This is a genomic window from Haloarcula sp. NS06 (assembly GCF_051122755.1).
GTDB lineage: Archaea > Halobacteriota > Halobacteria > Halobacteriales > Haloarculaceae > Haloarcula.
The window spans coordinates 2938906-2963000 of record NZ_CP184844.1; the positions used below are offsets into that span (position 1 = coordinate 2938906).

General features: G+C 58.2%; 24 protein-coding genes and 2 pseudogenes. 5 read left to right on the forward strand and 21 right to left on the reverse strand.

Annotated elements, in window-relative coordinates; translation table 11 throughout:
* Positions 1-21: 21 nt before the first annotated feature.
* The 13 genes and pseudogenes from ACODNH_RS18955 to ACODNH_RS19015 all read right to left on the reverse strand — a co-directional run bounded on the left by ACODNH_RS18955 (position 22) and on the right by ACODNH_RS19015 (position 14650).
* Positions 22-1953 carry a VirB4 family type IV secretion system protein gene (locus ACODNH_RS18955; RefSeq protein WP_434530823.1) on the reverse strand — a complete coding sequence of 644 codons (1932 nt, stop codon included), beginning with the start codon at positions 1951-1953 and terminating at the stop codon, positions 22-24.
* The gene (locus ACODNH_RS18960) at positions 1950-2963 is read right to left on the reverse strand and encodes a hypothetical protein (RefSeq protein ID WP_434530824.1); all 1014 of its coding nucleotides are present in this window, start codon (positions 2961-2963) and stop codon (positions 1950-1952) included. Before ACODNH_RS18960 ends, ACODNH_RS18955 begins: the two co-directional genes overlap by 4 nt.
* 2 nt (positions 2964-2965) lie before the next feature.
* Positions 2966-4261 carry a hypothetical protein gene (locus tag ACODNH_RS18965; RefSeq protein WP_434530825.1) on the reverse strand — a complete coding sequence of 432 codons (1296 nt, stop codon included), beginning with the start codon at positions 4259-4261 and terminating at the stop codon, positions 2966-2968.
* Between the two features lie 85 nt (positions 4262-4346).
* On the reverse strand, positions 4347-6038 hold the full coding sequence (locus ACODNH_RS18970) for a hypothetical protein (protein ID WP_434530826.1): 1692 nt from the start codon (positions 6036-6038) through the stop codon (positions 4347-4349).
* 4 nt (positions 6039-6042) lie between these two features.
* Positions 6043-6453 (reverse strand): hypothetical protein, encoded by a 411-nt coding sequence (locus tag ACODNH_RS18975; RefSeq protein ID WP_434530827.1) that lies wholly within the window; start codon positions 6451-6453, stop codon positions 6043-6045.
* A gap of 132 nt (positions 6454-6585) precedes the next feature.
* Complete coding sequence (locus ACODNH_RS18980; protein WP_434530828.1) at positions 6586-7038, reverse strand: SWIM zinc finger family protein; 453 nt, start codon at positions 7036-7038, stop codon at positions 6586-6588.
* A 308-nt stretch (positions 7039-7346) separates the two neighbouring features.
* Positions 7347-8285: a PfkB family carbohydrate kinase gene (locus ACODNH_RS18985; RefSeq protein ID WP_434530829.1), complete on the reverse strand. Its 939-nt coding sequence runs from the start codon at positions 8283-8285 to the stop codon at positions 7347-7349.
* A 356-nt stretch (positions 8286-8641) separates the two neighbouring features.
* The gene (locus ACODNH_RS18990) at positions 8642-9580 is read right to left on the reverse strand and encodes a transcription initiation factor IIB (protein WP_434530830.1); all 939 of its coding nucleotides are present in this window, start codon (positions 9578-9580) and stop codon (positions 8642-8644) included.
* Positions 9581-9981: 401 nt separating this feature from the next.
* Positions 9982-10923 carry an ArdC-like ssDNA-binding domain-containing protein gene (locus ACODNH_RS18995; RefSeq protein WP_434530831.1) on the reverse strand — a complete coding sequence of 314 codons (942 nt, stop codon included), beginning with the start codon at positions 10921-10923 and terminating at the stop codon, positions 9982-9984.
* Between the two features lie 127 nt (positions 10924-11050).
* Positions 11051-11392 (reverse strand): 2Fe-2S iron-sulfur cluster-binding protein, encoded by a 342-nt coding sequence (locus tag ACODNH_RS19000; RefSeq protein ID WP_434530832.1) that lies wholly within the window; start codon positions 11390-11392, stop codon positions 11051-11053.
* Between the two features lie 108 nt (positions 11393-11500).
* Positions 11501-11800, reverse strand: coding sequence for a DUF3006 domain-containing protein (locus ACODNH_RS19005; protein ID WP_434530833.1), 300 nt, complete (start codon positions 11798-11800; stop codon positions 11501-11503).
* A pseudogene (locus tag ACODNH_RS19010) lies at positions 11797-13191 on the reverse strand (lamin tail domain-containing protein). The gene ACODNH_RS19005 and the pseudogene ACODNH_RS19010 overlap by 4 nt, the downstream one beginning before the upstream one ends.
* A 286-nt stretch (positions 13192-13477) precedes the next feature.
* A complete protein-coding gene (locus tag ACODNH_RS19015) occupies positions 13478-14650 on the reverse strand; it encodes a hypothetical protein (protein WP_434530834.1) in 1173 nt (390 codons plus the stop codon).
* Between the two features lie 323 nt (positions 14651-14973).
* Between ACODNH_RS19015 and ACODNH_RS19020 the strand changes: the two genes are divergently transcribed.
* The 3 genes from ACODNH_RS19020 (at position 14974) to ACODNH_RS19030 (ending at position 16189) form a co-directional block, all read left to right on the forward strand.
* Positions 14974-15171, forward strand: coding sequence for a hypothetical protein (locus ACODNH_RS19020; protein ID WP_434530835.1), 198 nt, complete (start codon positions 14974-14976; stop codon positions 15169-15171).
* Positions 15172-15359: 188 nt separating this feature from the next.
* Positions 15360-15686, forward strand: coding sequence for a UPF0175 family protein (locus ACODNH_RS19025; RefSeq protein ID WP_434530836.1), 327 nt, complete (start codon positions 15360-15362; stop codon positions 15684-15686).
* A complete protein-coding gene (locus ACODNH_RS19030) occupies positions 15683-16189 on the forward strand; it encodes a twitching motility protein PilT (protein ID WP_434530837.1) in 507 nt (168 codons plus the stop codon). Before ACODNH_RS19025 ends, ACODNH_RS19030 begins: the two co-directional genes overlap by 4 nt.
* A gap of 165 nt (positions 16190-16354) precedes the next feature.
* Here ACODNH_RS19030 and ACODNH_RS19035 read toward each other — a convergent pair whose 3' ends face one another.
* The 6 genes from ACODNH_RS19035 to ACODNH_RS19060 all read right to left on the reverse strand — a co-directional run bounded on the left by ACODNH_RS19035 (position 16355) and on the right by ACODNH_RS19060 (position 20566).
* Positions 16355-17593, reverse strand: a complete 1239-nt coding sequence (locus ACODNH_RS19035) for an RNA-guided endonuclease InsQ/TnpB family protein (RefSeq protein WP_434530838.1) — start codon at positions 17591-17593, stop codon at positions 16355-16357.
* Positions 17590-17979, reverse strand: a complete 390-nt coding sequence (tnpA, locus tag ACODNH_RS19040; protein ID WP_434530839.1) for an IS200/IS605 family transposase — start codon at positions 17977-17979, stop codon at positions 17590-17592. The genes ACODNH_RS19035 and tnpA overlap by 4 nt, the downstream gene beginning before the upstream one ends.
* A gap of 212 nt (positions 17980-18191) precedes the next feature.
* Positions 18192-18767, reverse strand: coding sequence for a hypothetical protein (locus ACODNH_RS19045; protein ID WP_434530840.1), 576 nt, complete (start codon positions 18765-18767; stop codon positions 18192-18194).
* 82 nt (positions 18768-18849) lie between these two features.
* Complete coding sequence (locus tag ACODNH_RS19050; RefSeq protein ID WP_434530841.1) at positions 18850-19245, reverse strand: DUF7567 family protein; 396 nt, start codon at positions 19243-19245, stop codon at positions 18850-18852.
* 162 nt (positions 19246-19407) lie between these two features.
* Positions 19408-20256 carry an SOSS complex subunit B family protein gene (locus ACODNH_RS19055; RefSeq protein WP_434530842.1) on the reverse strand — a complete coding sequence of 283 codons (849 nt, stop codon included), beginning with the start codon at positions 20254-20256 and terminating at the stop codon, positions 19408-19410.
* Between the two features lie 64 nt (positions 20257-20320).
* On the reverse strand, positions 20321-20566 hold the full coding sequence (locus ACODNH_RS19060) for a hypothetical protein (RefSeq protein ID WP_434530843.1): 246 nt from the start codon (positions 20564-20566) through the stop codon (positions 20321-20323).
* A 68-nt stretch (positions 20567-20634) separates the two neighbouring features.
* Here ACODNH_RS19060 and ACODNH_RS19065 point away from each other — a divergent pair, with 68 nt between their 5' ends.
* Positions 20635-20775, forward strand: coding sequence for a hypothetical protein (locus tag ACODNH_RS19065; RefSeq protein WP_434530844.1), 141 nt, complete (start codon positions 20635-20637; stop codon positions 20773-20775).
* A gap of 170 nt (positions 20776-20945) precedes the next feature.
* On the opposite strand, the pseudogene ACODNH_RS19070 reads toward ACODNH_RS19065, so the two are convergent.
* Positions 20946-21275, reverse strand: a pseudogene (locus ACODNH_RS19070) (hypothetical protein); the annotation flags it as partial.
* 138 nt (positions 21276-21413) lie between these two features.
* Entirely contained in the window at positions 21414-22037 is a 624-nt protein-coding gene (locus ACODNH_RS19075) for a hypothetical protein (protein ID WP_434530845.1), read from the reverse strand.
* A gap of 1344 nt (positions 22038-23381) precedes the next feature.
* Here ACODNH_RS19075 and ACODNH_RS19080 point away from each other — a divergent pair.
* The gene (locus tag ACODNH_RS19080) at positions 23382-23849 is read left to right on the forward strand and encodes an excalibur calcium-binding domain-containing protein (RefSeq protein ID WP_434530846.1); all 468 of its coding nucleotides are present in this window, start codon (positions 23382-23384) and stop codon (positions 23847-23849) included.
* Positions 23850-24095: the final 246 nt, after the last annotated feature.

Sequence of the window (24095 nt, forward strand, 5' to 3'; positions counted from 1 at the left end):
CTAGAACACAACGTTCAACGGCTAGTCTCCGATGACATCTACCTCGTACTCACTCGCTCGCACTCGAATCGGGAACCAGCCCTCTTCATCGACTCCAAGCAGTGCTTCGGAGTAGCCATCAGTGCCATTCCCGGCTTTTGCCGACTGCACCCAGTCGATCTCTCGGTCGCTGAGGTTGAACCACTCAGCCAGTTGCTGAGCCGCCTCATCAACGCGGTGGATGATCGTCATCGAACAGAGGTTTGCAATCGTCCGGGCTTCCGGCGTGAGTGCGAACTCACCACCGGTCTGGGTGATGAACTGCAGGGAGATATCGTAATGCCGACTGTGACGGACAGCCGTTTCGAGGAAATCCAGCGATGTTGCGTCATTCATCAGGTAGTGAGCTTCGTCGATAGCGAACACCACCCGTTTGTCCGTCTGTTTGGCGCGTTTGTACACTGCGTTGAACAACACCTGCATCATCAGACTCGTTTCGGACCGCCCGCGCGTCCCCTCCTCCTGATGCAGATCGAGATACACCACATCGGATGTGATATCGAACTCAGTAGGTTCCGCAAGGTTCGCGAGATCGCCACCCTCCCTGAAGGACGGCCGCAGGTCGATCAACAGTGATTCTGCATCCGTCCGGACGTTCTCCTGTTCACCAGCTGTGACGTAGCCAAACGTCGCCGGATCGTCTAGCAGTTGCTCAAGAACGTCAATCACGTCACGGACGGTCGGTGATGGCTGGTCGTGTGTCGCTGGGTCCCGGGTAATGCCCTGTTGCTCGTAGGCCTCCTGAACACACCGGCGAAGTGTCTGCTTTCGATCACCAAGGGGATTCCCAGCTACCTGTTCGAAGAACGTCTCGAAGAACGTGAGAACCCACGAGATTTGCTCAGCCCACGGGTCCAGATCCGGGACCGTATCTAACACAGTCGTCGGTGTGGGCTGTATCTCTAGCGGATTGAACGACCGGGACCCGCCGACTGTGACACGCTCACCGCCGAGTGCGTCGTTGAGTGACGCAAACCCTTCAAGCGGATCCAGCATCACGAGTACCGTGTCCTGATCGTGCATTGCTCGCCGGAGTAACTGCAGTTTCGTCGAGAAGGACTTGCCAGCGCCGAGTTTGCCGATCACCATCGCACAGTAGCCCGTTTCTCTGGCAAATCGATCAAGCAGGAGGGGACTCTCATTGAGTGCGTACGTCCCGTATTCGATGCCATGTTCGGCCATCGCTCCCGAGACGAACGGGAACATTGCCCCCAGTGCGCCACCCAGCATCGGCGTCTGCGTATCCTGCTCAAGATTCATCTTGTCCACACCGACCGGGCTGGCTGAGATGAGTGCGTCCAGTTGTGCCCATCGCGGCGACACTGGCGTTAGATTTGCTGGCGCTCGTCTGGCCGCGTTCGCAACCGTTTCGGACGTGACATCTTTGTTTGTCTTCCCTCGCTCGGTGAGATACATCGACACGTCGAACGCTTCCATCGACGTGTTTCGAAGCACATCGTACAGTTCCTGGTAGTCCTGCAGGTCCTTGCTGACTCCCCGTGCGCCTGCACGGCGCTTCTCCGAGAGATACTCCATTTCCGCTTCCAGATCCTCGATTTTGTTCTCCAGCGAATCCAGCGTCGTCTGCGTGTCTCTGGGTGTGATGTGTATCGAGATGTCTGTCGTTCGTGTCTCGGCCGTCGAATACAGTTTCTCGAAGAGCCCATCCCGCGGTGCATCCGGAAACTGGCCAATCCAGAACGTGCGTGCCCACCGCTCACCGGTTCGTATCGCCGTCGGCGTTCGCTCAATTTCCGATGGTGCGATGAGTGACTGATGTATATCTGCAGGTGTATCCAGTGACCGTTCACTCTCCCTGTCGACGACATTGAATGCAGGCGTGTCGTCCCCAGAGGATTCCGCTCCTGATGCAGTGTCTGAGTTCCCTCGGAAGGGAAGCCAATCCCACGTCATGGGCGGTCCCCCACGAGCGGACGTGTCCGGAGTATCTCCTCAAAGTCACCGTATTCTAACGTCTGGCCGGCCCAGAACTCACTGATGACTTCTGCCCCATCGCTTGCATCGACGGTCATCGCTTCACACCCTTCGATATCGCGTATTCCGGACTGAACACGAGAGAGTCGCTCTTCGAGTGTCGTGAACAGCGCCTCACGCTGTCGTTCAGGTGCTGGGGCAGTCAGCGCACGCACGAACACGCCGAGTACCGGAATATCACTGAGCGTCGTCAGGATACTCTCCCGTTCGAACTGGACTTCCTCGGGCGAGACCGTGACGATCACGTAGTGGTCTCGGATCGTCATCTGTCGGGCTGCCAGATCCTGTTCGTACCACTCGATATACCGCTCGATGAGTGTCCGGAGTTGTGTGTTTGCCTTTACATCAGGGTCCTCCAGCCGCTCACGATAGTGATCGAGATACGTCTCGACTGGGAACGGCTGGGTTGTCGAGTAAATCTGTATCGGGAATGTAACGGTCGTGTTCAGGAAGTCCTGAAAGCTATCGGCCGTTGTGGCCCATTCTTCCTCTGTTGCCAGTGCCATCGACGGTGGCGACACCCGAACAAGACCGATAACGGCGCCGTCTTGGCGCTTGATTGCGTTTGCATCCGGATACACGCGCTCAAGCTGGTGGTGATCCAGTGCCTCCGAATGTGATTTCTCCGTTGCGGTCGTATGGAATCGGATCATCGTCACCAGCCAGTCGAGGCTTGAGGTGTACGCTGGTGTCACGTACACGAACACCGCGCCGATACAGATCGCAACTGCAACGATCGGGAGAAGTATCGCCTGGATCGTGTAGCCAGCAATCCGTGTCGACGACGGGACGACTAGTTGTACGAGCAAGACGACAGCAACGGCGGGCAACAGTACCACGACGGCGTCGCCGAGGGTGTATGATCCAAGCAGCTTTGTTTCGGTACCAAGCGACTTCGGGATTCGTTTCGACGGAGTTCTCTCAGCCATTCTTAGTAGATGTAACGTGGGTTATCGTCATCGTCCGAGTCGCCATCCGACTCGTCAGTCTCGACGGACTCTGCGTCGGCCCCCGACTCGTCAAACGGGTCGGACTCGGGTGACTCGTTCTCGTGATCATTGTCTGGCGTGTCATTGTCGTCTCTATCCGTACTGGTTCTCGATTCGTCAGATTGTGCGGGATTGCTACGCTCGGTCGTCTCCGAGCTATCAGTCGTCGATGTACCGACCCTGGAACGAAGCGTTCGCTTCGTCTGGTCCACTTTACGGCCAACAGTGTGTGCGCTGGATGACCCCGACCCGAGCACTTCCTGGCCGCTGGCTCTGATCGCAGACTGTCCCGTGAGTCCACGACGGAGGTTCTTCAGGCCCAGCGTTCCGCGTTCACCTGCGTTCTCGACCGTTGCTTTGCGGTCGTGAGCACGCCGGCGTGAACTGTGCTGGGCCGCACGGTCAGCCATGAAGAACAGCGCCCCGGCCTGCCAGAAGAGGACAAACGGGGCGATAACTGCGATGAGCGGCGTAATGATGGCCAGAAGCCACTGCCCGAATCCACCGATCGAAACCGTGACTGAATCGCCCAGCAACTCGCCCAGGCGAAACAGTACCGCGATGGGAACCGTCATGAACAGGAACGGGACGTAAAAGCCCGCAAGTCGCGACATGAGCCGTGCAACCGGTGCAAACGGGCCGACACCCGGAACCCAGAACACGATCACCAGTGGCATCAGGAGGACATACAGGTATAGCGCCATCTGCCGGACGAGATAGATAAGCGCGAGAACGAGGAAGATCGTCAGATCGAGTGTCGCAGCAAGCGTCAGTCCCGAGAGCCCCATCGCACCGAACGATACTGTCTCGAACAGGCCGATACTGTCGAGGCTCGGCACAATATAATCGACCAGCCCATCGATGAATCGCAATGACAGTGCGGCCATCCACCACCACGACAGGATGCCAAGCAGGCCGGCAAATGCCCGCTTTTTGAGCTTCGTTCGATGGTACCCGCTGAACAGGTGGCTTGTCGATTCTAGAAAGATGATCACGCCAAGCGAGAGTCCCCACAGCAGGAGTGTCAGCGGGACCATCGTCTCCCAGTAGTACGTGTAAATCGACGGCCAGCCGCCGTTCGACGGTTGACTGAACACTGCATCCGGACGTGGCGTCGTCACGATCAGGTCGATGAGTGCCCCGACGTTGTCGCCGACGAACCCGAACACTGGATCGACCAACTTCTTCAGGAACCGCTCCAGTGCGTCGACGAATACGTCCCCCAGTGACTGTGTCATATTTTCCTCGCAGTGCTGTTGGTTGTCCGTCGGTTCCGTGCCGACCTGCTCCGTCTTGTCCTGTCCAACAACAGAGTGTGTCTCATTACAGATTCCTCCATGGGGGCCAGAATCCCCATCCCGTAATGCGATCGATCAACAAGCCAGCCAGCAGGAGCGTGCCGACCTGAACCCCAATCGTGAACAGGAGGTGGACGTACCGCAAGACCGTTCCACCGGTCGCCACAGTCGTTGTGTCACCCACGTAGCCAGGGATCGTCCGCCACCAGTCATCTGGCCGGTAGGTCGCAGTGATAGCATTCCCCTGCCGTGGGATCGTCGTTGTGACGGTGCCGTTTGCAGTCGTGTTGACTCGCTTCCCAGCAAGCTGGATATAGCCGTCACGAGTGACTGTTTCGATAGGCACACCCGTTGTAGCGTCTCTGAGTGTCGCTGTGACCGTCACGGTGTCTGCAGTCGTGTTCTGGACAGTGAGACGCAGATCACTCCGGTTTACCGAGAGATTCGAGGTCGTCTCTGGTGACAGACGTGTCGGTGACCGTCGAACGAGTCCAACTGCTCGAACCGGCTGGTCAGTGTCTTCCGGTGGCGCTCTGGCAGCGATCCCGAAACTACCTTCGTAGGTTCTGGTTATGCTATCCAGTGCAATCGACGAGTCAAGGGTAGGTGCCCGGAGCGTACGGCCGTACGAATCAAGGACTGTAATCTCACGGTGCGCATCCTGTGTGGTCCCAGTTCGGATCGGATACGCGTACACTTGGACTGGATGTACTGGTGAGTGGCCTGTTAGTGTCGTCTCTCCGTCCGTTTCGGTGAGTGTGTCCCACCCGGTATCCCGGGCGACGTAGAATCGCCAGATACCACGAATCTCTCCGGATGGCAACTGGAGTCCATACCAGGGCTGGCTCCGGAAGGCCACAACACCCAGATCTCCGTTCGGGTATGTGGTTCGATACCCAGAGAGCGTTGGGTTGTACACGCTCACCTGCCGCTCTTGTTCAACCGTGACCGTCTCGGTGTGCGTCTCTACCCGTCGTGTCCAGTAGTCTCGACAGGTTCTGTTCCCGTTGACGGGCTTGCAGACAGTTTTCTCTTCGTAGATGGTTTCTGTCAGCTCTACTGTGGCTGTTGCCTGAAGCACAAGCGGCTGGCTCCCAGAGACGTTTCGGGGTTGGTTCCGGTATGTGAGACGGACGACATTGTCTGTCGTCGTGTTCGCAACTGTCTCGCCGTCCATCCGTAACGTCACGTTCTCTATCGCGTGAGCGACAACGTCCCACTCAGTCCGGCGTGTCGGTGCATCTGTCCCGGCCGGCACGGCAACTCGGTAGTCGATTGTTCCAAGCACCGTTCCGTTCGGGGCGACGTACAACGGCTGCCGGCGTTCCGATACCATGGCTTTCGTCGACGGTGTGACCCCGGCAATTGCGACACCCACGTCTTTGAGATACGTGCCGTTAGTCCGAGTTGCTCCAGTCGGATGGATCGCTCGCGACGCATTCGTTGCGGGCATCTCGGCAATATCGCGCCGATTCCATGTTTCAGCCGCTTCAGGTGGCGCATCAAGTGGCACGTCACTCGTGTATCTGAGTGTCTCCGATGCTGATGCATTGGCAGTAGCAACGGTCTGTCGCTCTTCGTCACCGCTCCACAGATCATTGAATTCCGATTTATTCACACCATGGTCAGCCGTTTCCGGTGGATGTCCCGCAACCGGTAGTGCTGTGCCAAGGATGGCCCAGAGGCAGGCGATTCTGAACAGCGTGTTTCGAGCCATCTGCTCAGAAACTGCAACTGGTCCCACCTGAGACAACTGACGACAGAAGGAACTGGACGATCGTCGTCGCAAGCGGTGCGACGATGACGCCCCACACCAACCCCTGTGTTCGGATCTGTTTGAGTTCCATCTTCGTGTCGGCCTGTCGCACCATTGGTGTTGCAACTGCTGCACCAAGAGCGAGCGTCCCACCGACCAGCGGTCCGCCGAACTGGATCAGCGTGAAGATGTTCTTGATCGTCACTGCCATATCTGTCTGACAGAATTCTTCGCCGATTCCCTGTGCAGCAGCTGGCTCAACACATAGCAACGCCAGTGCTATCACGCCAACCGAGACCTGCCGACCGTACTGTTTCAGCAGTGCGATACGATTCCGTTCCGATGCCGAACTATCGGCACTAGATGTGACCCCCATCATTCCTATCTCACCGCCACTGTGTCAGTGAACTCCCCCCGGAATCCACTGTTTTCAGTGGCTAATCCAATATAGTAAACACTTTTATTTAAATTTAACCATTCTTAATGGAGTATTAATTTGCTGACGGGGTTACGAAAAGTCTCGCCGACCTCGTTGATAGCAGTCCCAACAGGGAAATTCCGGAAGACAGTCCTCGCACTCATCGGCGTTGGAGTCGTCAGTAAGGCGGTTTGTGCCATCTGTGGGTGCCCCCTCCCCAGTGTCCGAGTCCAATGAGGATCCACCGTCGCCTCTGAGATGGGCCCGAACCTGAGAGCTGCGGCGTGTTTGGTTCCCTTGTGGCCGTCGGATCGCGATTGCGACTCGATGTTTGCACGCGCCGTCAAATCGCTCGTCGGCTGGACAGGTACACGCTTGGGGAACTGACCCATCCATCCTGACGAAATACTCGTGATCGGCCGGGTTCGCATGACTTTCGTTGCGAATCTGGAACCCGCTTCCGACTGGCCTGATGTCGAACCGTTCGTACTGTGCGCGCTTTGCGACTCGGGTCGAGAACGTGAGTACTTCGAGTGGGTGCATAATCGCTCTCGCGGCGCACTGCAATGCGCCCGCACCCCTCCGGGCGCACAAAAACACTGCAGAGAGGCATTACTGTCTTGCCTGTGTGGTAAGCTGGGGTCTACCCCAACGAGACGTTTTATTCACCGACATCCCCCGCCACACGCAGGTACATTTGCTCGTCGACGATGCGGGACAACCAAGTGGTGTGTGGCGACACAACACGTTCCATCTTCGCCTCACCGACCAATACAGTACGCCGCTGAGACGGTGATCATGATTGGAGCCAGCACTGTACCCTAAACTGCGTCACAGTGGGCTGGACGGAATCACTCCATAAAGTCCGTGACAATATCCATCGAGGGGATGGCCTGTTGGGCGCCCTCTTCGGTGGTCGCCAGCGAGGCAGCAGTGATAGCAACGGTGACAGCGCCGACTAGCGGTTCGTCGGCCGCAAGCCGAGCAGCGAGGTAGCCATTGAACACGTCGCCGGCACCGGTCGTGTCGACGGGACTGACGTCTGGTGGGGTAACGCTGACCGACTCCCGGCCGGGTTGCTGGATGATCGCCGGGTCGGCGCCGCGCTTGCGAATCACGGTGCCCTCAAAGTCGGCAATGGCGTCCCGGAGCAGTTCGTACTCGTAGGCATTGGGGGTGATGATATCGACGGCGTCGTACTGGAGCAACGGCTCCGCACCGACCGATGGCGCCGGGTCGTAGATGACCGTCGGTCGATCGGGCTCGCTCTCGAGAGAGCTGACCAGTGACTCCATGGTTGACATGGGGATCTCGTTTTGCAGCAGCAGGCACTCGGCGTCGAGGATCGCCTCCCGGTGACGGTCGGCGTACGCACTGTCGACAGCCCCGTTAGCCCCTGGGATGATCGCAATCCGGTTCTCGCCGGCCTGGTCCACGAAGACGTACGCCTTCCCGGTCTCGGCGTCGGTGGACTCAATGTGGTCGACGTTGACCCCTCGGCCGTTCAGTGTCGAGAGGACGCTGTACTCCGCCTCATCCGAACCGACCAGTCCGCAGAGGGTCGTCGCCGCGCCGGCCCGAGCGGCGGCAACTGACTGGTTTGAGCCCTTTCCGCCGATCATGGTCCGGTTGACGAACTCATCAATCTCCGCAGGGACCGACTCGACGACCCTGGTCTCGTCTGGTGACGGGAACCACTCGTATCGGGCCGGCAGTTCCTTGACCGTCGTCTGGTCGAGACGCGCCACGAGGTCGACATTCACGCTCCCGAAACTCACCACATCAGACATCTACGCGGCTATTCGTCACCGGGAATAAAATGAGTGGCCACTGCAAACAATTTCAGGCGCGGTGGCCATGGCTATTGCAATTCTTACAGCCGTGGTCGTTTACACGCTCTATGATTAGTGGATACACTCTCCAAGCCTTGCAATCCACCCACGACAGAAACCGTAGAACAAACCAGCCGATCCGGTACACTGTCCCGCTGTACTGACTGCTCACGGAAGCTTGTAGACAGCAATACCGGTATGCCCACACTGGGGACAGGCATCCATCTCGGTGTCCTCTATGATAGTTTTTCCACACCGCCGGCACTCTCGATACACTGTCATGCGCTTGAACACCCTCCGAAGCCAGTCACCGATCATTCGTCGTCTGTGAGGAAGGCAATGAGTCGGTCACGGTGACTCCGGACCGTTGCCGCCGACACGTCTGCAGCATCAGCAAGTGCCAGTTGCGTCGGTGGATCCGCCATGGACGATGCGGCAACCGCGAGACAGGCCGCCCCAAAGCCTGCAGGATGGGTTCCACTGCTCACTCCTTCGTCGTGAGCACGGGCGGCGAACTCCCGTGCTCGCTGCTCGACCTGGGCAGGCAGTTCGAACTCGTCGGCGATCGACGGAATGAACGCGATCGGGGATTGCGGTGGCACGGGCAGTGCAAGTTTCCTGTTGAGCGTCCGGTAGCCGTTCTCGACGCATCCTACATCGACTGGTGTAACGGCTGCGACCTCCGCCAGAGTTCGTGTCGTTTCGTTCAGTCGGCAAATCGCGTACACGCTCGCGGCCGCGATGGACTCGATTGACCGACCGATGAGAAGGTCATTGTCTTGTGCAGTCCGGAACAGGGAACTCGCCTGTTCGCGAAGTGAATCTGCTAACTCCAGCTCCGAGGCGATCCGTGCAATCTCACTGAGTCCAGTGGCGAGATTCCGTTCGGCTTTCGAGCGCCACCGTGCTCTCGAGTGCTCACGACGGAGTCGATTGAGCTGACGCTGTTTCTTTGCTGGAAGTGCATTCCCGTTTGCATCCGTCTTGTAACCGATTTCCGTTGAGAGCCCTCGATCGTGCCGTGCTTCTGTGAGTGGCGCACCTGTTCGTGCTTTCGACGTATCGTCATCGGGGAATATCCGAGGACCACGTCGGTCAAGTCGGCAACCCTCGATGACGACGGCACAGTCCCGACAGGTGATTTCTCCACCGTCCGTTTCGAGGGCCCCACCACACTCCGGGCAGGTATCCGCAGCAATCGTTCGACCGCTCGATTCATCGAAGCCACGTTCGTAGATATCGCTGGAAGCCATCTGTGAATCCGAGGCCAACGCTGGCTGGCCCCGCACCCCTCAGGGGCCAATAAACCGCTCGGCGGTGGCTGTTACTGGTCTCGATAGTCAGCGAAGCTGCCATCCGACGGACCACCGTTGAGTCACACTGTCTGTAACCCGAGCAACTGCTTGTTCGATATTGGTGTTTCTGAATGAGACGAATACCAACGGTATACCGAACGACTCTCGATCGAGTCGTCCCTGACCGAACGCAACTGCGAGCGATATCGATTGATCGTACCCTTTCGTCTGGATTTCCACTGCGCTGCTCGAGTCGGCGAAAAACTGACTGACGTTCCCGCGGGAAATAGCGATTGGGCGAGATAGCCGGATGAGTTCAGTTTCGAATCGGTGATGGATTCTCTTTTATTAGGCAGCGCTCACTTGTATTGGTACTCTTCGACGACTTCGATTACCTCGGTCGCGGTTCGACTGATTCGACCGAGGCGGTCCAGAATCGTGTCAGGTTCTTCGGACTCCCATGCGGCGAGGTACAGGGCTGACCCGCTCATGTCTAGTCCGAAGTGTCGGCCCACGACGTAGGCGACCGATTCGGCTTCGACCTCTCGTTTCGTCCGCTCAGGTTTGTCTGTGACGCCCTTATGAAGTAATGCGTGGGCGTATTCATGGACAAGGACCGCAGCCATCGCGGCAGCACTCTCCCGAGCTTTGATCTCAATGGCAGCGTCGTACTCTTCTTCATCGTCGACCGGGCGACAGATGCCTTCGGCAGCGCCGTGTTGCCACTCCTCTGCATCAACGACAGCTACCTGCACCTCCAGCGTGTCCGCTGCTCCAGTGACTGCTGGAAACAGATCTGTGGCGTCCCCGCGTGCGTCCGTATCCAGTTCTGGCAGGGGTTCGCCCTCAGTCTGTGAGATATCAAAGACGGGGACGGGTTTGAACGCCACAGGCCCCTCCGACCACTTGTCGGGTGGCGTCTCGTCGTACTCACAGTCAGTGTCAGCGTGATAATTGGGGGAGTTCCCACAGCCCGGACACTGCTTGGCGATGATGGGTGCCCAGATCCAGATGGCCTGCTCGCCGTCTTGGACCTGTCTGTCGAACTCCTCCTGCCACGTCCGGTAGCCGGCGACTTTCGTCGCCTCGGGACACTGCCGGGCGATTAACAGTGTGTTCCGATACGAATAATCGTGGAAGCGACTCTGGACGTCAAGCCATGCTTGGAACTGCTCGCTTGCCTTTGCGTCGTCGACCTGTTCGGTCAGGTCCTGTACCCACTGTTCGATCGTGCGATGCATCTCGTCGGTGCGAGTGTCACTGGAGGGAAACTCCACTCGCGAGGTCGTGTTCGAAGCCATCTCGAAAACCTGCGAGGCACTGTGTGTGGCCCCGCACCCCTCAGGGGGCAAAAACAACCCGCAGGAGTGACGTTGCAGGACAGAGTGCTGAATGATGGCAGTCTGGTTCCGTTTGAGGTCCCGTGAGTTACTCTGAGGAAATCTGCCGTGGGAGGACCTGCCCCCAAATGTGCTTTTCGAGTAGGCGGACTGTCAGCGGGCGTTCTACCTCGATACAGCAGGAGAGTCGCGGATAGCCAAACCGAACCGCTGCCGCATCGTGCCAGTGTGTCGGTTCCGGGGCAGGATCGACTTCGACAGTACAGGTCGAACAGAGACCGCGGCCGCCACAGTTGGCGTACTGCGAGACAGTCCCGTATACAGGGAAGCCGCGCTGCAGTAACGCATCTCGGAGAGTGGTACCTCGTTCAACCTCGATAGTCGTCTTTTCATCCCCGGTAATGACCGTCACTGGAACGGTTTCGCTCATACGTTCGCTATCTTTTCTCTCATGAGCAGTCATTGATCGGAACAGCCAGCCCCTTGCATACCGCTCTCCCCGATACCAGCCTGCTTGCATCGGTGGGAATTGCTCGCCCTACGAATCCTCAGCTGATGGTAGCCGACTCGACAGTCGATCAAACCGACTCTGTGAAGCATCCTTCCGCGTTGCCGTCGTTTCTGGCTTATAATCTGCCGTGGCTAGCTCTCCACTCTCCACAGTGACCGACATGATCGCATCAGCGTGGTGCCCATCCTCAGGCAGTTCGGCTGCGTCGATCACTGCATGGCCGATCTCTGTGCCGTCCTGTTCGAAAAAGACGGTTGCGAGCCCGTTATCGATTGAATCGACAACGGCAGTGTACTCGCCGTCGGCCACTTCATCCAGATCTGTCATTCGTATGTCTCCTGACGGACGACACCCCCGTCACTGTTTCGCATAATCACTGTATCGCCACCGTTGTTCCAGATCGGGGATCCCGACCCCCAGTAGAGATCAGTGTCACTGTCGGCCCCACTCCCGGTGTGCAGCGTTACTGTCTCACCAGCACCCAGCGTGTAGCTATCCGGGAACGTGTACGTCTTTCCGACGTCATCTTCGACTGTCCACCCCGAGAACGCCAGTGGCTCGCCACCGGTATTTTCGAATACCACGTACTCGTCGTTGAGGTTCTCACGGTCGTCGCCCTCGGCGTCAGCGTTGATGGCCGCGATCTGAAGCGCGTCGGCCGTCCCCGTCGTCCCACCGTCAGTCGCGACAGTCGCTGTCCGTGTGGTGACTGGGCTGGCACCGAGCCGGTCCCGCTCAACGACACTGCCACTGGTTCCCGGCTCAACGGGCTCGCCGTCACGGGTCGCAAGCGGGTCCGTCGGCGCAGCCTGTTGTGTGCGAATCGAGACACCTGCCCCGTCGCTGACCAAGACGATATCGCCGTGGGTCGCCGTCCAGTATGCGGGTATCGATCGGTCATGCAGGCGTTGCAGGACCTCCTCTGTCGGGTGGCCATACTGAGAATCGTAGGCACTGGAGATGACGACCGCCTTAGGTTGGACTGCATCGAGCAGGTCCCCGCTGGTCGAACTTGATGAGCCGTGGTGACCAGCCTTCAGAACAGTCGCCCGCAACCGGTCCACATATTCCTCGACGAGGTACGCTTCCTGGTCGTCTTCAGCGTCGCCAGTCAGGAGGAAACTCGTCTCACCGTGCGTGAGCTTGAGAACGATACTGTTCTCGAGATATGGCTCTGGTGGGCCAAGCACCTGCGTGTCGACCCCTTCGAACTGTATCGGATCGCCCTCCTGGGTTTCGTACAGGGTGACATCGTGTTCTTCGACAGCGTCGAGATATCTTTCGTAAGTCTTCGTACTCGCGACGGTCCCTGGGTCGTAAATCGCGCCGATGCCATTGGCCTCAGTCTCGTAGTACTCGATGATCGCTGCGTTCCCACCGATATGGTCGGCGTCGCTATGAGAGACAACAAGGTGGTCAAGCCGACCGATATTATGTCGCTAGAGATACTGCAGGACGTACTCGCCATCGTCGGTGAAGTGACCCGTGTCGATTAACATCGTCTCACCGGTTGGGCCGATGACGAGCGTACTCGCTGACTGCCCAACGTTGATATAATGAACCTCGACTGTGCCGTTCGTTGCGGTCGTAGTCTCGGCTGCTGTCGCCGTCGGCATTGGTTCCGGTGTGGAGATATCTGCGGGTGCAGACCCGCTACAGCCGGCCAAGAGAAGGACCACTGGAAAAAGAATGATGGTTAGACTGCGCGACCTAGACATAATACGACTCCGCACGAGGTCGAGCGTGATAGCCTCCGTGCTCTGGAAGGTTAGACCATACTTTGGCTACAGTTCTAACTGCGAACGATCATCAGTCAGACAATAGGTCCTGATCCGATTAGCAGTTGGCTCCGGTATCGCGAGCAGATTGAGTGAGACAATGGTTGAAAACAGCAGTGAGAGGGCAGGCTTGAGGCGGGCTGCTGATGACAGTGGAGTCCTAGTCTGACAGTGGTACCGAGAACGACGACGCCGGCAGTGTGGGCTTGGCAGCTTGTATTCCGTTTCAGAACGTCAGTAGATTATTCTGCAGATACGCCGTCAGGACATTGATCGCGAAGGGGATCGGAAGCGCATAAAAGAAGTCACGGAGTGCGAAGACGTCGATCGGATAGTCTTTCATCTCTTTGACCACGGACAATCGCACGTATTCGTGTGTATATTCAATCGCATCGGTCGGTGAAGCCACTCGTGTCTCGGGGAATGCATGGTTGTCGGGACCCAGCATCTTCGTTTGGTCGACGATGGCGTTGATTTTCGCGTATTTGAGTGACTGCATATGAAACCCGACCCAGACGACTGGAATGAAAAACAGTACTGCGCCAACAAATGTGCCGGTGAGAATAAATGCTTGGTGGGCGATTTCGTTGGTACTGACTCCTTTTGCGATTGTCAGAAAGCCAGCATACAGCGAGAGTAAGCCAAAGAAGTGTACTGTCGAACTCCGACTCAGATGGCCCACGGAACGCAACCCCCCGTATCCATACATGTCTTCGAAGTCGATCAGGCCCTGTCTAGATATCCGGTACGGCAATAGTATGTGGATCGCCAGAAACATTGTCAAGAACTCAACCCCGATCGGATAGTAGAACAGCGGAATGATGACGCCGAATTTCAAGATAGCGACGAGTTCTCCTGCCGTTGCCATGACGTAGCTACCCGCGCTCGGGTCAGTCAGTATCCAGCCCACGTGGTAGCCCCACCCGAGTAACAGCAAACCGACCTTCTGGTGAGTCGGAAAGATGGTCTCGAAGGATGTCCCCGCTCCAGAAGGAATCAACCGACGGATAATCGGCTGAATGTGTCGTCTGGATGTCTCGGACACGGAACTGATTTCGGGGTCGGGATCTGGAAGGGTCTCGACCGTCCGCCAGTACAGCCGACGCAGTCTGAGAAGCGACCAGGTAACGATGAGCCATGCGGGAAGTATTAACAGTTCGGCCGGGTTTGCAAGTGTAAGATACCGCCCAGTCTGGAGGTAGCCAATGACTGGTAACACGAAGATATCGACCGATACGAGCGTCATGACAAGGAGATACGGCCCGTAGTCCGGCCTTCGATCGGCTGTGTCTGCTCCGATCAATCGCCGGAGATGCCTTCCTATCGTTTCGAGTCCAGTTGTCTGGGCCGCACGCTCCACCCAGAAGTCCTCCGAATGGCTTCGGTCATCATATGCCATATCATAGCACTCCACATACGAACTATCGTACAAATTCAGTCTAAATTACACTATCTGTATCGGCAAGTTCTGTGATGGGCGTGTCGGCAAACCACTACTCGGATTCGTCAAGGTTTGTGGCCGCCTGACTCGGACAAAGTAAGCCGGCAAAAGCGTGCTTTTTCATCTCTCATACTTGTTCGGCTCGCACCACAACTGTTCAACAGATAGCGGCCTGATTCAGTGGTCAATTGTCACCCCCCTTCGAGTGGACTGTCTTTGTGCGTGGCGACCCTGGCGACGTAGAGGCAAGGGTTTGAGAAGGGTCTCGTCGTAGAAGGTACATGAACAGAAATCAACTGCTGCCGCTCGTGATATACTATATTGTATTGTTGGTTCTGGTGTTTGTCATCCTCGAAGTCTCTCAAGCAGTTGTGGGAGAGATCTCGTTCTGGCTTGAAATGGTGATCATCCTTGGCGTTGTCTTTGCGTATCGATCTATCGCGGTCCGGCTCGGTCTCGACCCCAGTGGTCGGGAGTAGCGGGACGGGCCAGCGAGTCGTTTTCACTTTCACTATGTTTTGAGCGAAGGAACTGACAGAATAGATATACGGACTGAGTAGCGGCGGGTCCGTCAGTAAAGTATCACAGTGTCCGAGTGAACATTTTATGCTTCAATCGAGCCAGCACAATTCATATAATGTATGCAGGAGTATGTTCGGACGAAGCCATGCCCCGGACCACCGCCACCATTCCCGACGATCTCACTGATCTCATGGAGGGCGCTATCAAAGCAGGCATTTTCGAGAACAAGAGCGACGCGGTCCGTCACGTCTTACGCGAATACTTCGATGAACACGAGAATGCACGAATCGCTGCCGCGGTGTCACTATACGAGGACGAAGACATAACTCTCGGGACTGCTGCTCGGCTTGCAGGTATGAACCGCTTCGAGATGCGGGATGTCCTCCGCGAAGAGGGGATCGAACTTCGCTTTGGCCCCGAAGACATGGACGCTGCGCGTGACGAGATCGATGTCGCTCGGAATCTTGAATGACATCGGCACCACGCAATGCAATTGTTCTCAACACTACCGTGCTGTCGAACTTCGCACACGTCCAGCGCGTCGAACTGCTCGAAACCCTTCCTCGACTCGTCACTGTCCCTGCGGTCCGGACCGAACTCGAAGATGGTGTTGAAACCCATTCCTACTTAACAAACGCACTGACCGCCCTTGACACGGATATTCCGGTTGCCGAACTGTCACCACAAGCCCAGACACTGGAGGCGACCTTCCTGGAACGACTCGACCCAGGTGAGGCACAGGCCGTAGCCGTTGCAGAGGCCGTCGATGGGACCGTCATCACTGACGACGGCGATGCTCGTACAACCGCGATCCAACGAGACATCAGGTTAACCGGATCGATCGGCCTCCTCGTCCGTTTTGTCGAGAGCGATCTGATCTCCGCGGCGGCTGCAGATACGTATCTCAAACGCTGGATCGACGAAGCCGGGTTCCACTCGCCCGCTCGTGATTTTGAGACGTTCCTCACGGACTGAGACCGGTTTCACTCCAGCAGCTTCTGAACGACGACACTGATCAATAGTATATAATGCTGTGACGACCAGTTACAGAAGTATCTCCGGACGCGGTTGACCTCCTCCCGCGCCTGAAGACGCGGGAATCCCACCACGGGATTTCAGGCCGAGTGTGGCCCTGTGGTTTCAAGACGCATACGTTCCAAGCGTCTCATGCTGAGCTTCAGCATCGGCTTGGCTGTCTTGTGGCGCGGTCAAACGCGCCCCATCCTCAGCCGAGTCATCGTCGTTCGGGTGTTCTCTGGAACGACTCTCTCCGCTGAGGTAGCGGTCTGCGATGTTCGCCGCTCCGTTCACGTCGGCTTGATACTCGCCCACCCAGCAGTCGTCGCTCGTACACCTGAACGTCGCCTGCCCCGGGCGATACCCGATGTCACCGCACGCATGACACTCTTTCGGGGTGTTCCGTGGATTCACTGTCGCAACAGGAATGCCATTCTCGACGGCCTTGTAGCGTATCTGGGCGTGGAGTTTGGCGAACCCCCAGCCGTGCAGTCGGCGGTTCATGTACTTGCCATAGTCCATCGACTCCCGGATGTACGTCAGGTCTTCCAGAACCAGCACGGGGTTCTCAACGGACTCGGCGTACTCCACGACTTCGCGGGTGACGCGGTGGAACACATCGTCTATCTGGCTCCACAGGTCTGCCCCAAAGGACTCTGCGATACGCTCGCTTCCGCGCTTCTGGAGTCGTCTCTTGGCGGTGAAGTACGTCTTTCGGAGCCGCCGAACGGTCTTTCCCTCGTCGGCCCACAGTGTGGGAGCGGTCGGAGAACCGTCGTCGTCGCGGTGACACACCGTGACAAGTGACGCTTCCCCAATATCAACACCGATTGGCGTCCGTTCTTCGGCGGAAGCCCCCGAACTAGTCTCTACGTCGCGGGTAGCGGTGACGTGGAGGTACCACGTTCCGTTCCGCTCGAATAGCCGACTCTCGCCCATTTCAGCGTCTCCAGCGTTCAGCGCTTCGAGCCAATCCCGTTGTTCTGGGTTTGGCTGTGCTGGCATCCAGAGGTGGTAGTCTTCGTGATGCGGAATTTTGATGTACCATTCGATAGCGTTCTCGGGCTTGTGGTCGATTCGCAGCCCTTCGTTGGTGAATCGAACAGGGTGGTCGTCGTGGAGTTCACCCGCGTTGTACGCCGTCGTCAACTGCGGGACGTACTTTTTGAGTGCGTTTTTTGCGTACCCACTCAGGTCGTAGTTGACGACCACATCATTCGCCTCGGTCTGTGTGGTACATTGGGCCTCAAAAGCGTCCTGAAGCGCCTGCTGGTACGCCTCCCGCGTCTCTCGGAGTTTCTGGCGCTTGTGGGCGTTCGGCTGGACCAGTTTCAGTTCCAGCGTCTTCGTCAGTTCGGTCACGATTCGTCCTCCTCGTGACGCTGGATGTAGTTCTGGACTGTCTCGCTGGAAACGTCTCCTGCTGTTCCTGCATAGTAGCCTCTCGCCCAGCCGATTTTCTCGCCGTTGTGGTCGGCGTAGCGGTGGTTGTACTTCCGCGAACTGATGCTTTTGAACCAGTTGGCGAGAAGGGACGGGGCGTGCTTCGGTGGGCTACTGACGAACAGGTGGATGTGGTCAGGCTGAACGGTCAGGTCGAGTATTTCGAGGCCCTTGTCGTCGGCAATTTCGTGGAGGATGGTTCGCACACGGTCGGCAACCTCGCCGGTAAGTACCGAATCACGGTACCTCGGAATCCACACTATGTGGTAGTTGAGGTTGTAAGTCGCGTGCCGTGTGGTCTTCATCCGTATTGCACACTATTCCCGCTGGTATGTTAATATCTTCGGCAGAGCGTTGGAAATCCAGTAATCTGACTAGCGTGGAGTTGCATACTATGCCTACCGTTCAACCTCCGCCTAAAGACGGAGGTATGCGCTTTCGGTGTGTATCAGAGCTGTACGGCTGGCTCGGAGTGACGTTCCGGGCCAGTCTCAAGAGCATCTGAATGGCCATTTTCTCAGGCTGACTCGGCCACCAGCTCCGAATGCGCGTCTTTCAGGGCGCCTTGGAACTGCCAACTTGCCCGCTCGAAGGCCTCGTCGGTCGGGCCGTCCCACCGGGGGAACGTGGAGTGGCCGCTCACTCTGACGGTCCACTCAGCAGGCTCGTCGAACGGGGTCTTTGTCGGGAGTTCCACGACGTAGAGATACTCCTCGTCACCGTGGATGCCGCCTGCTGGATCCTCGACACCGTGGCCCAGCAGGAACAGTGGCCGGTCGAGATGCTCCATATTGGCTGGATCGAGGAGGTCAGCTGGCTGTGTTGCGTCAATCGTTCGCTCTGGATCACCATCCAGATACAACCCGACCGTCGAGAGCTTATCGAGGAACACGAACGTCGCCGCCGTGTAGCTCGGCCCGCGCTCGGCGCGGGTCGCATCGAGAAGCTGCTTCAGTTGAACGAGATCCAGAAGCACGCTCTCCGGGTAGCCGTCCGAATGCCGGTACACCTGCGCGACTCGATCGGCGTTATCTGCTGTTCCATCGGTCTGTTCGACTCGTTGGACGAATCGGAGTTGACTGCGCGTCGACATCGATACCCTCCGACGCGTGTGCGCCGGCACCTATCCCCGGCGGAAAAAACACTACACGCAGTCGCTATGTGACTGGACCCTGCTACGCCAGGTGCGATACGCTGTCTGGCTCTTCGATGTCGTCGAATTCACCACGTTCAACCGGCTCCCACTCCTCACCCGGCTTCGGACTCCACCAGTCAACCTCGTAGCCATCACGCGTACCGAATATCTTCACCCGTGCCGATCCATCGGGCAGATCACGACGGAGCTTCTCCTCGACATGGAGGTTCCAAGTCGTGTCAGTGTCGAAGCACGCGAGGATGGCCTCTTCGTGGCCTCGTGTCTCTTGGGACTCTTGCAGTACGACCTGCATGTTACAGTTCTTGCAGAACACCCCCTCGAACGGGATGTGGCTGAAGACTTCGTGTCCACAGACTGGACACCAGAGGAACTCAAACAGTGCATCACTATGACGGTCGATAACTTCCAGACTCATTGCTGAACCTGGCCCGCTGGGACGGGCCACCCATTGTGGCCCATTAATAAACCACACCCGAGGTCGTGGCTGCGCGCGCAGCGAAGCGAGCACGGAGCGGAGGGTGGGGTGGAGGGGTCTGGGCCGGTCCGGCAGACAGTAAAAAAGAGAGGCCTTAGCCCGTTATTCCCACCACCGACCGCGTTCGGGGAAATGGATGGAAGACCAGCCAGTCACGGCCAGCGAGGCGCGTCCCTCGTACCAGCTCACCGAGGCCCCGTGGATACGGACCTTATCCCCTTCCTCGATCCAGGGAGCTTCTGAGGCCTTCCAGATTGTCACACGCGTTCTGCCGCTCTCATCCTCAAGGAGCCCGACGTTCTGTATTTTGGGGCTTGAGGGATCCCACAGCTGTTCTACCCGACCTTCGACGCTCACCTCGCCGCGATTGACCTCGCCGACCTTCGCAATGGGAATGACTGTCCCGGCCGCCTGATCCAGTTCGTCATAGACATCGACGACTGCATCCGTCATCCCACGGCCGTCTGCGACCCGCTCGGCCAGCCGCCGACCGATCGCCGCCCGCGTCCAGCCATCGAGTTGCTTCGCCAACCGCGCTGCCTGCCTGTTGACCGTTGCGAGCTCTGACTGCGAGAGCAGTTCTCTGGGGTCGTCCTTCACTGGATCCTGCCATCGGTCCACGCTCGCGGCCCGCTCGTCGAACCGCTTGCGTGCCTGCTGCCTCGCCTCCTGCACTGCCTGTCGCGACCCCGCTTCCCGCGTTTCAATTTGCTCGCCGACCCGGGCCCGAGTTCGTGCGATCTCGATATCCCGCGCCATCGCTTCCTCTTCCTGTGCCAGCGTCATGCTCGACCGGCAACTGTCCGGGTGATTCGTATCGACTTTCCCTTGGATCTCCTGTTCGACCGACCGCCGCAGTTCGGGTGTCTCGTCGACGACCCAACCGCGCTTCTCGTCTTTTCGCTTCTGTGCGACCGTACGCTTATCACGAATGACCTTCTTACCTGACATTGGAATCAGTCCGATTCCGAAGGCGCTCACGCGCCGACACCGCGATGCTGCAACATCGCGGTTTTCACGACGACAACTGCCCGACAGTCCCGACTGCGCTCTCGCTCGCGCCTTCGCGAGCGCCCCAGTGGGCGCGAGCGAGAGCGCTTTCGTGCGATGAATAACCCAGCCACGCGCGCCACCACGCCGCCCGGAGCGAGCGGCCAGCGGGATTAGCTTGCTCGTGTCCGGCCCGGAGGGCGGGTTCGTGTCCAGTGTGACTGTCGACGAGTACTCGCGCCGTCAGGTGGCGCGAGGGCGCAGTCGGCACCAAACACTGGAACGCGAAAGCCCGCGAGGGGCGCAACCGACAAGCTAACCCGCTGGCGTCGAAGGCACATGCATTTTAGCCCGGCAGTCCGCCCGCCACTGCAGGCAGACCGCCCGGAATGGTCGGTCGCGAGCGACGCGAAGGGCGGCAAGGCGAGCGGGGCGGGCCGTCATGGACACACCTGTTCAGCCGACTACGACGCTCGATGAGCCATCCACCGTCCTGGTGGACTCAGAAAGGGCGAGGCTGCCTCGGTCGTCCCCCGACCCCGCAAGCACCGCAGGCACGAGGCGCGCAGCGGCGGTCGCGGGATGTCGAGCGGGCGAGGGCTTTCGAGTGTCCTCTCTCACCGAATCAGACCAGAATCCAGTCAGGTGTCTCAGGGGACTATGTCCTCAATGAACCGGAAGCCGTTGACGAACGTCACTGAATCCCTGTATCCCTCGCTCGCGAGCACGATTCCAGCCCCCTCGCCGGCCGCGGTATCCGTCGTGTAGATGTACACCTCAGTCGCCGTCCCTGCGCTGAAGTGCTGGGCAGTCAGGGCAGCGAGGGCGGCGTCGGCACTTGCGACCTCGTCGGCAGGGCGGTCGTCGGCGTTCTCGATGTTCCGCTGGAGGCCGCCCATCATCGGGGAGACGGCAGGCTTGGAGAATTCGTGCGGCACCGCGCCTGTCGCCCAACCCTCGTCGATCGTGACTTCAACGGGCGAGCCGCGAGTGATCCTGTTGGATACCAGGCGACTGAGCGGCATAAAAATATACTTCAAATGACAGGAGCTGTGAAGGGGACAAGCCCGCGTTACCGTGCTCGATTCGCTCGTTAACCGTGCCTGTTCGGGGTCGGCTCAGTCGGCGTCGAGTGCTGCCGCCAGTTTCGTCGCGCCGTCCTCGTAGATACTCTCGCCGTGCCCGACCAAGATGCGCTCTGGGTGGTAGTCGGCGAGGACCTCCGGTGTCTCGTCGAGAGCAGGATGGACGCCGATGTCGTTGTCGCCCTCACAGAACCCCGGGAGGGTGCCGAGTGTCTCCATGATGAATAGGGTCCCACCGGCCTCGTCGACGAGAACCGCCTCCCCCCACTCGTCTGTGTCGATAAGGCGGTGGATCTCGTAGTTCGTGCCGGGGAGTGTAGCTTCGAGTGGCTCCGGGTCGTCGTCGAGTTTCTCGCGGGTCAGGTCCATCCAGTCCGGGACATGCACGGCGACGTCGTGGCGCGCCGCGATTGCTTCGGCGTCGCGCGTGTGGCGGTCGTGGATCACGACCACGCCGGCAACTTCGCCCAGGTCGCTCAGTCGGTCGTCGAGCCCGTCTGCGTCGAGGGGGTCGACAACCCAGACGCCGCGCTCGGTCGCGAGCGCTTGACTCCCGCGCATGGCGTCTTCTTCGGGATGCGCGAACCAGGTGATGCCGCCGTCCCATTCGGTCACCGCTTCGAGCGAGGGTCGCTCCGTTGGCTCGTCATCGGACATGTGTAGTGGTATTAGACACCGCGTCTAAACCTCTGTGCCTACCGGCCCCAAGCGGGTCGTCCGTCACCCCTCGTCCGTTCGAAGATTGATCGTCGCCACAATCTCGTATGGTTCGTCGTCTTTGGGTGGTCGCGTGATGGAGACAGTGTCAACGGTCAAGGTCGTAGTCCAGCAGGAACTTCGCGATCGCGGTCGCCCCCGCGGTGTCGTCGGCGAGCGCGAAGGTGACCTGGGTACTCTGATCAGCCGCGTGCATCGACCCGCCCGAAGTCCGGAATGGTCAGTCGCGAGCGTTGCGAGGAGTGACCGTCACGAGCGGGGAGGCACGACCCGCGAGGAGGGAGCGACTCGCTGCGAAGGGCGGCAGGGCGAGCGGGGCGGGCCACAACCAGTTGATGTACAGACAATGTCGAGCCGAGTGAAAGACGGATTTGACGAGTGTGAACTATCCGAGCCTCGATTGAAGTGTCGCCCCTTCCGGCTGTGGGGGCAGCAGGTGGTCTGAATAAGGACACAGGGGTGAGAAGATAATTACCGACCAGAAAGGGCATCTAAGATCTCGTATAGACCTATCCAAAACTGGTACGAAGAGCAGATCAATTCCGAATATAAAACCAAAAAGCCTGCGCGGGTTCTGATCCCCGTAGAATCCCACCTGAGTCAGCCGTAGATTTATGACTGTTGGGGCCCCGAGATATTGGCACGAACAGTTCGTGAACACCCCGGCTTGTCGTTGCTGATGGAACGTAGGAAAATATAGGTTGCCGGGATATGAAACGCAGGTACCTTCCAATGGATATCCACGAAGCAGTCCAAACCCTCGAAGAAAAGTACGGTCTTTCGCAAAGCGAGCGCGCCGAACAGGCAGCCCGTTCGGTTGCCCATCTACAGGACTGACGTCGTCCGGTTCAGCGACTGTTTCTTGCAGTATTACGGCATCTCTTCTAGCCGCGTCGCAAACTGTGCTTTTCCCAAGCCGGGTTCCAAAAGCAGGTCACGATGATTCACTTTGTCTAAGATTGTCCGCGTTAGCTCAACACAGAGTTGCTCATGTTCATTGGCATAGTAGGTGTACGCCCTGTGTTTCGGCATATCGAGGCCATATGAATCGAGGTGGATGCGGATATCGTCTTTCCGCACAACAGTATCACAGCCAAGCTTCCAGATATAGTGGAACTTCTTATTGTTCCGGCGAACGGTGAGAGGTCGCTTGGAATCCCGTATGTAATTATTCACCCACGTCTGCCGATAACAGTCGAGAGAGCCCCCTTTACACGGACTTGGAAGTCACCGAGAGATCCCATACCCAAGCTGTATATGTAATTGGTAAGTATCCTGTAATAGATGCGCAAAGGACGGCTGCTCGTTGTCGGTGTCAGTCTCGTGGCGTTAGCGAGTGGCGTGACCGATCTCTTGAACGGAAACATAAGCCAGGGCGCGTTCGCGGTCGGCCTGTGTCTCGTACTCGGGTACTCGTTGAAGATCTCGACGGCCGAAGACCCAGTTGCTGGTGCGATTGTGTTCGTTGTGCTTCTCGTTGTACTGGGTGGTATTGTCGGCGCTATTGGTCTTGTATCCCCACTGGACACCGGCGACGTCCTCAACACGGAAGACACAGAACCCAGTCCGACACCTGAGCCGAGTGCGATCAAAACGGACACGACCAATGCTGGGTCGTCCGGATACAGCGGTGACTACGATTGCGACGATTTCTCATCACAGTCGGCTGCCCAGGATGTGTACGAGGAATCTGGTGGTGCACATGGGCTAGACGGTGACGATGATGGGAAAGCGTGTGAGAATCTCCCCTGAATTCGATTGGAGTGAGCGAGCGGAACGACCGACAACGATCTTGTTCTATTTTCGAGGAGCGTCAGTTGTGCTGTTGACATCCTCTCCAATCACATCTGTAGCCACCTGACCATCCGAACGGGTGGGGCTGAAAGGGGCCGGTCGCTCCGGGACGGCGGGCGACGCAAGCACCGACTGGAGCGCAGCGAGTGTGCGGCGCTCCGCGCCGCGACCACTCGAACGGTGAGCAAAGCGAGCCGTGAGAGC

Coding starts and splice junctions, on each gene's coding strand:
- ACODNH_RS19005 (WP_434530833.1), bottom strand. CDS start 11,800: ATGACAGATCTGGATGAAGTGGCCGACGGCGAGTACACTGCCGTTGTC.
- ACODNH_RS18970 (WP_434530826.1), bottom strand. CDS start 6,038: ATGGCTCGAAACACGCTGTTCAGAATCGCCTGCCTCTGGGCCATCCTT.
- ACODNH_RS19055 (WP_434530842.1), bottom strand. CDS start 20,256: ATGTCAGGTAAGAAGGTCATTCGTGATAAGCGTACGGTCGCACAGAAG.
- ACODNH_RS18955 (WP_434530823.1), bottom strand. CDS start 1,953: ATGACGTGGGATTGGCTTCCCTTCCGAGGGAACTCAGACACTGCATCA.
- ACODNH_RS19050 (WP_434530841.1), bottom strand. CDS start 19,245: ATGAGTCTGGAAGTTATCGACCGTCATAGTGATGCACTGTTTGAGTTC.
- ACODNH_RS19025 (WP_434530836.1), top strand. CDS start 15,360: ATGCCCCGGACCACCGCCACCATTCCCGACGATCTCACTGATCTCATG.
- ACODNH_RS19030 (WP_434530837.1), top strand. CDS start 15,683: ATGACATCGGCACCACGCAATGCAATTGTTCTCAACACTACCGTGCTG.
- ACODNH_RS18975 (WP_434530827.1), bottom strand. CDS start 6,453: ATGGGGGTCACATCTAGTGCCGATAGTTCGGCATCGGAACGGAATCGT.
- ACODNH_RS18965 (WP_434530825.1), bottom strand. CDS start 4,261: ATGACACAGTCACTGGGGGACGTATTCGTCGACGCACTGGAGCGGTTC.
- ACODNH_RS19020 (WP_434530835.1), top strand. CDS start 14,974: ATGAACAGAAATCAACTGCTGCCGCTCGTGATATACTATATTGTATTG.
- ACODNH_RS19045 (WP_434530840.1), bottom strand. CDS start 18,767: ATGTCGACGCGCAGTCAACTCCGATTCGTCCAACGAGTCGAACAGACC.
- ACODNH_RS19075 (WP_434530845.1), bottom strand. CDS start 22,037: ATGTCCGATGACGAGCCAACGGAGCGACCCTCGCTCGAAGCGGTGACC.
- ACODNH_RS18980 (WP_434530828.1), bottom strand. CDS start 7,038: ATGCACCCACTCGAAGTACTCACGTTCTCGACCCGAGTCGCAAAGCGC.
- ACODNH_RS18960 (WP_434530824.1), bottom strand. CDS start 2,963: ATGGCTGAGAGAACTCCGTCGAAACGAATCCCGAAGTCGCTTGGTACC.
- ACODNH_RS19015 (WP_434530834.1), bottom strand. CDS start 14,650: ATGGCATATGATGACCGAAGCCATTCGGAGGACTTCTGGGTGGAGCGT.
- ACODNH_RS19065 (WP_434530844.1), top strand. CDS start 20,635: ATGCATTTTAGCCCGGCAGTCCGCCCGCCACTGCAGGCAGACCGCCCG.
- ACODNH_RS18995 (WP_434530831.1), bottom strand. CDS start 10,923: ATGGCTTCGAACACGACCTCGCGAGTGGAGTTTCCCTCCAGTGACACT.
- ACODNH_RS18990 (WP_434530830.1), bottom strand. CDS start 9,580: ATGGCTTCCAGCGATATCTACGAACGTGGCTTCGATGAATCGAGCGGT.
- ACODNH_RS18985 (WP_434530829.1), bottom strand. CDS start 8,285: ATGTCTGATGTGGTGAGTTTCGGGAGCGTGAATGTCGACCTCGTGGCG.
- ACODNH_RS19080 (WP_434530846.1), top strand. CDS start 23,382: ATGCGCAAAGGACGGCTGCTCGTTGTCGGTGTCAGTCTCGTGGCGTTA.
- ACODNH_RS19000 (WP_434530832.1), bottom strand. CDS start 11,392: ATGAGCGAAACCGTTCCAGTGACGGTCATTACCGGGGATGAAAAGACG.
- tnpA (WP_434530839.1), bottom strand. CDS start 17,979: ATGAAGACCACACGGCACGCGACTTACAACCTCAACTACCACATAGTG.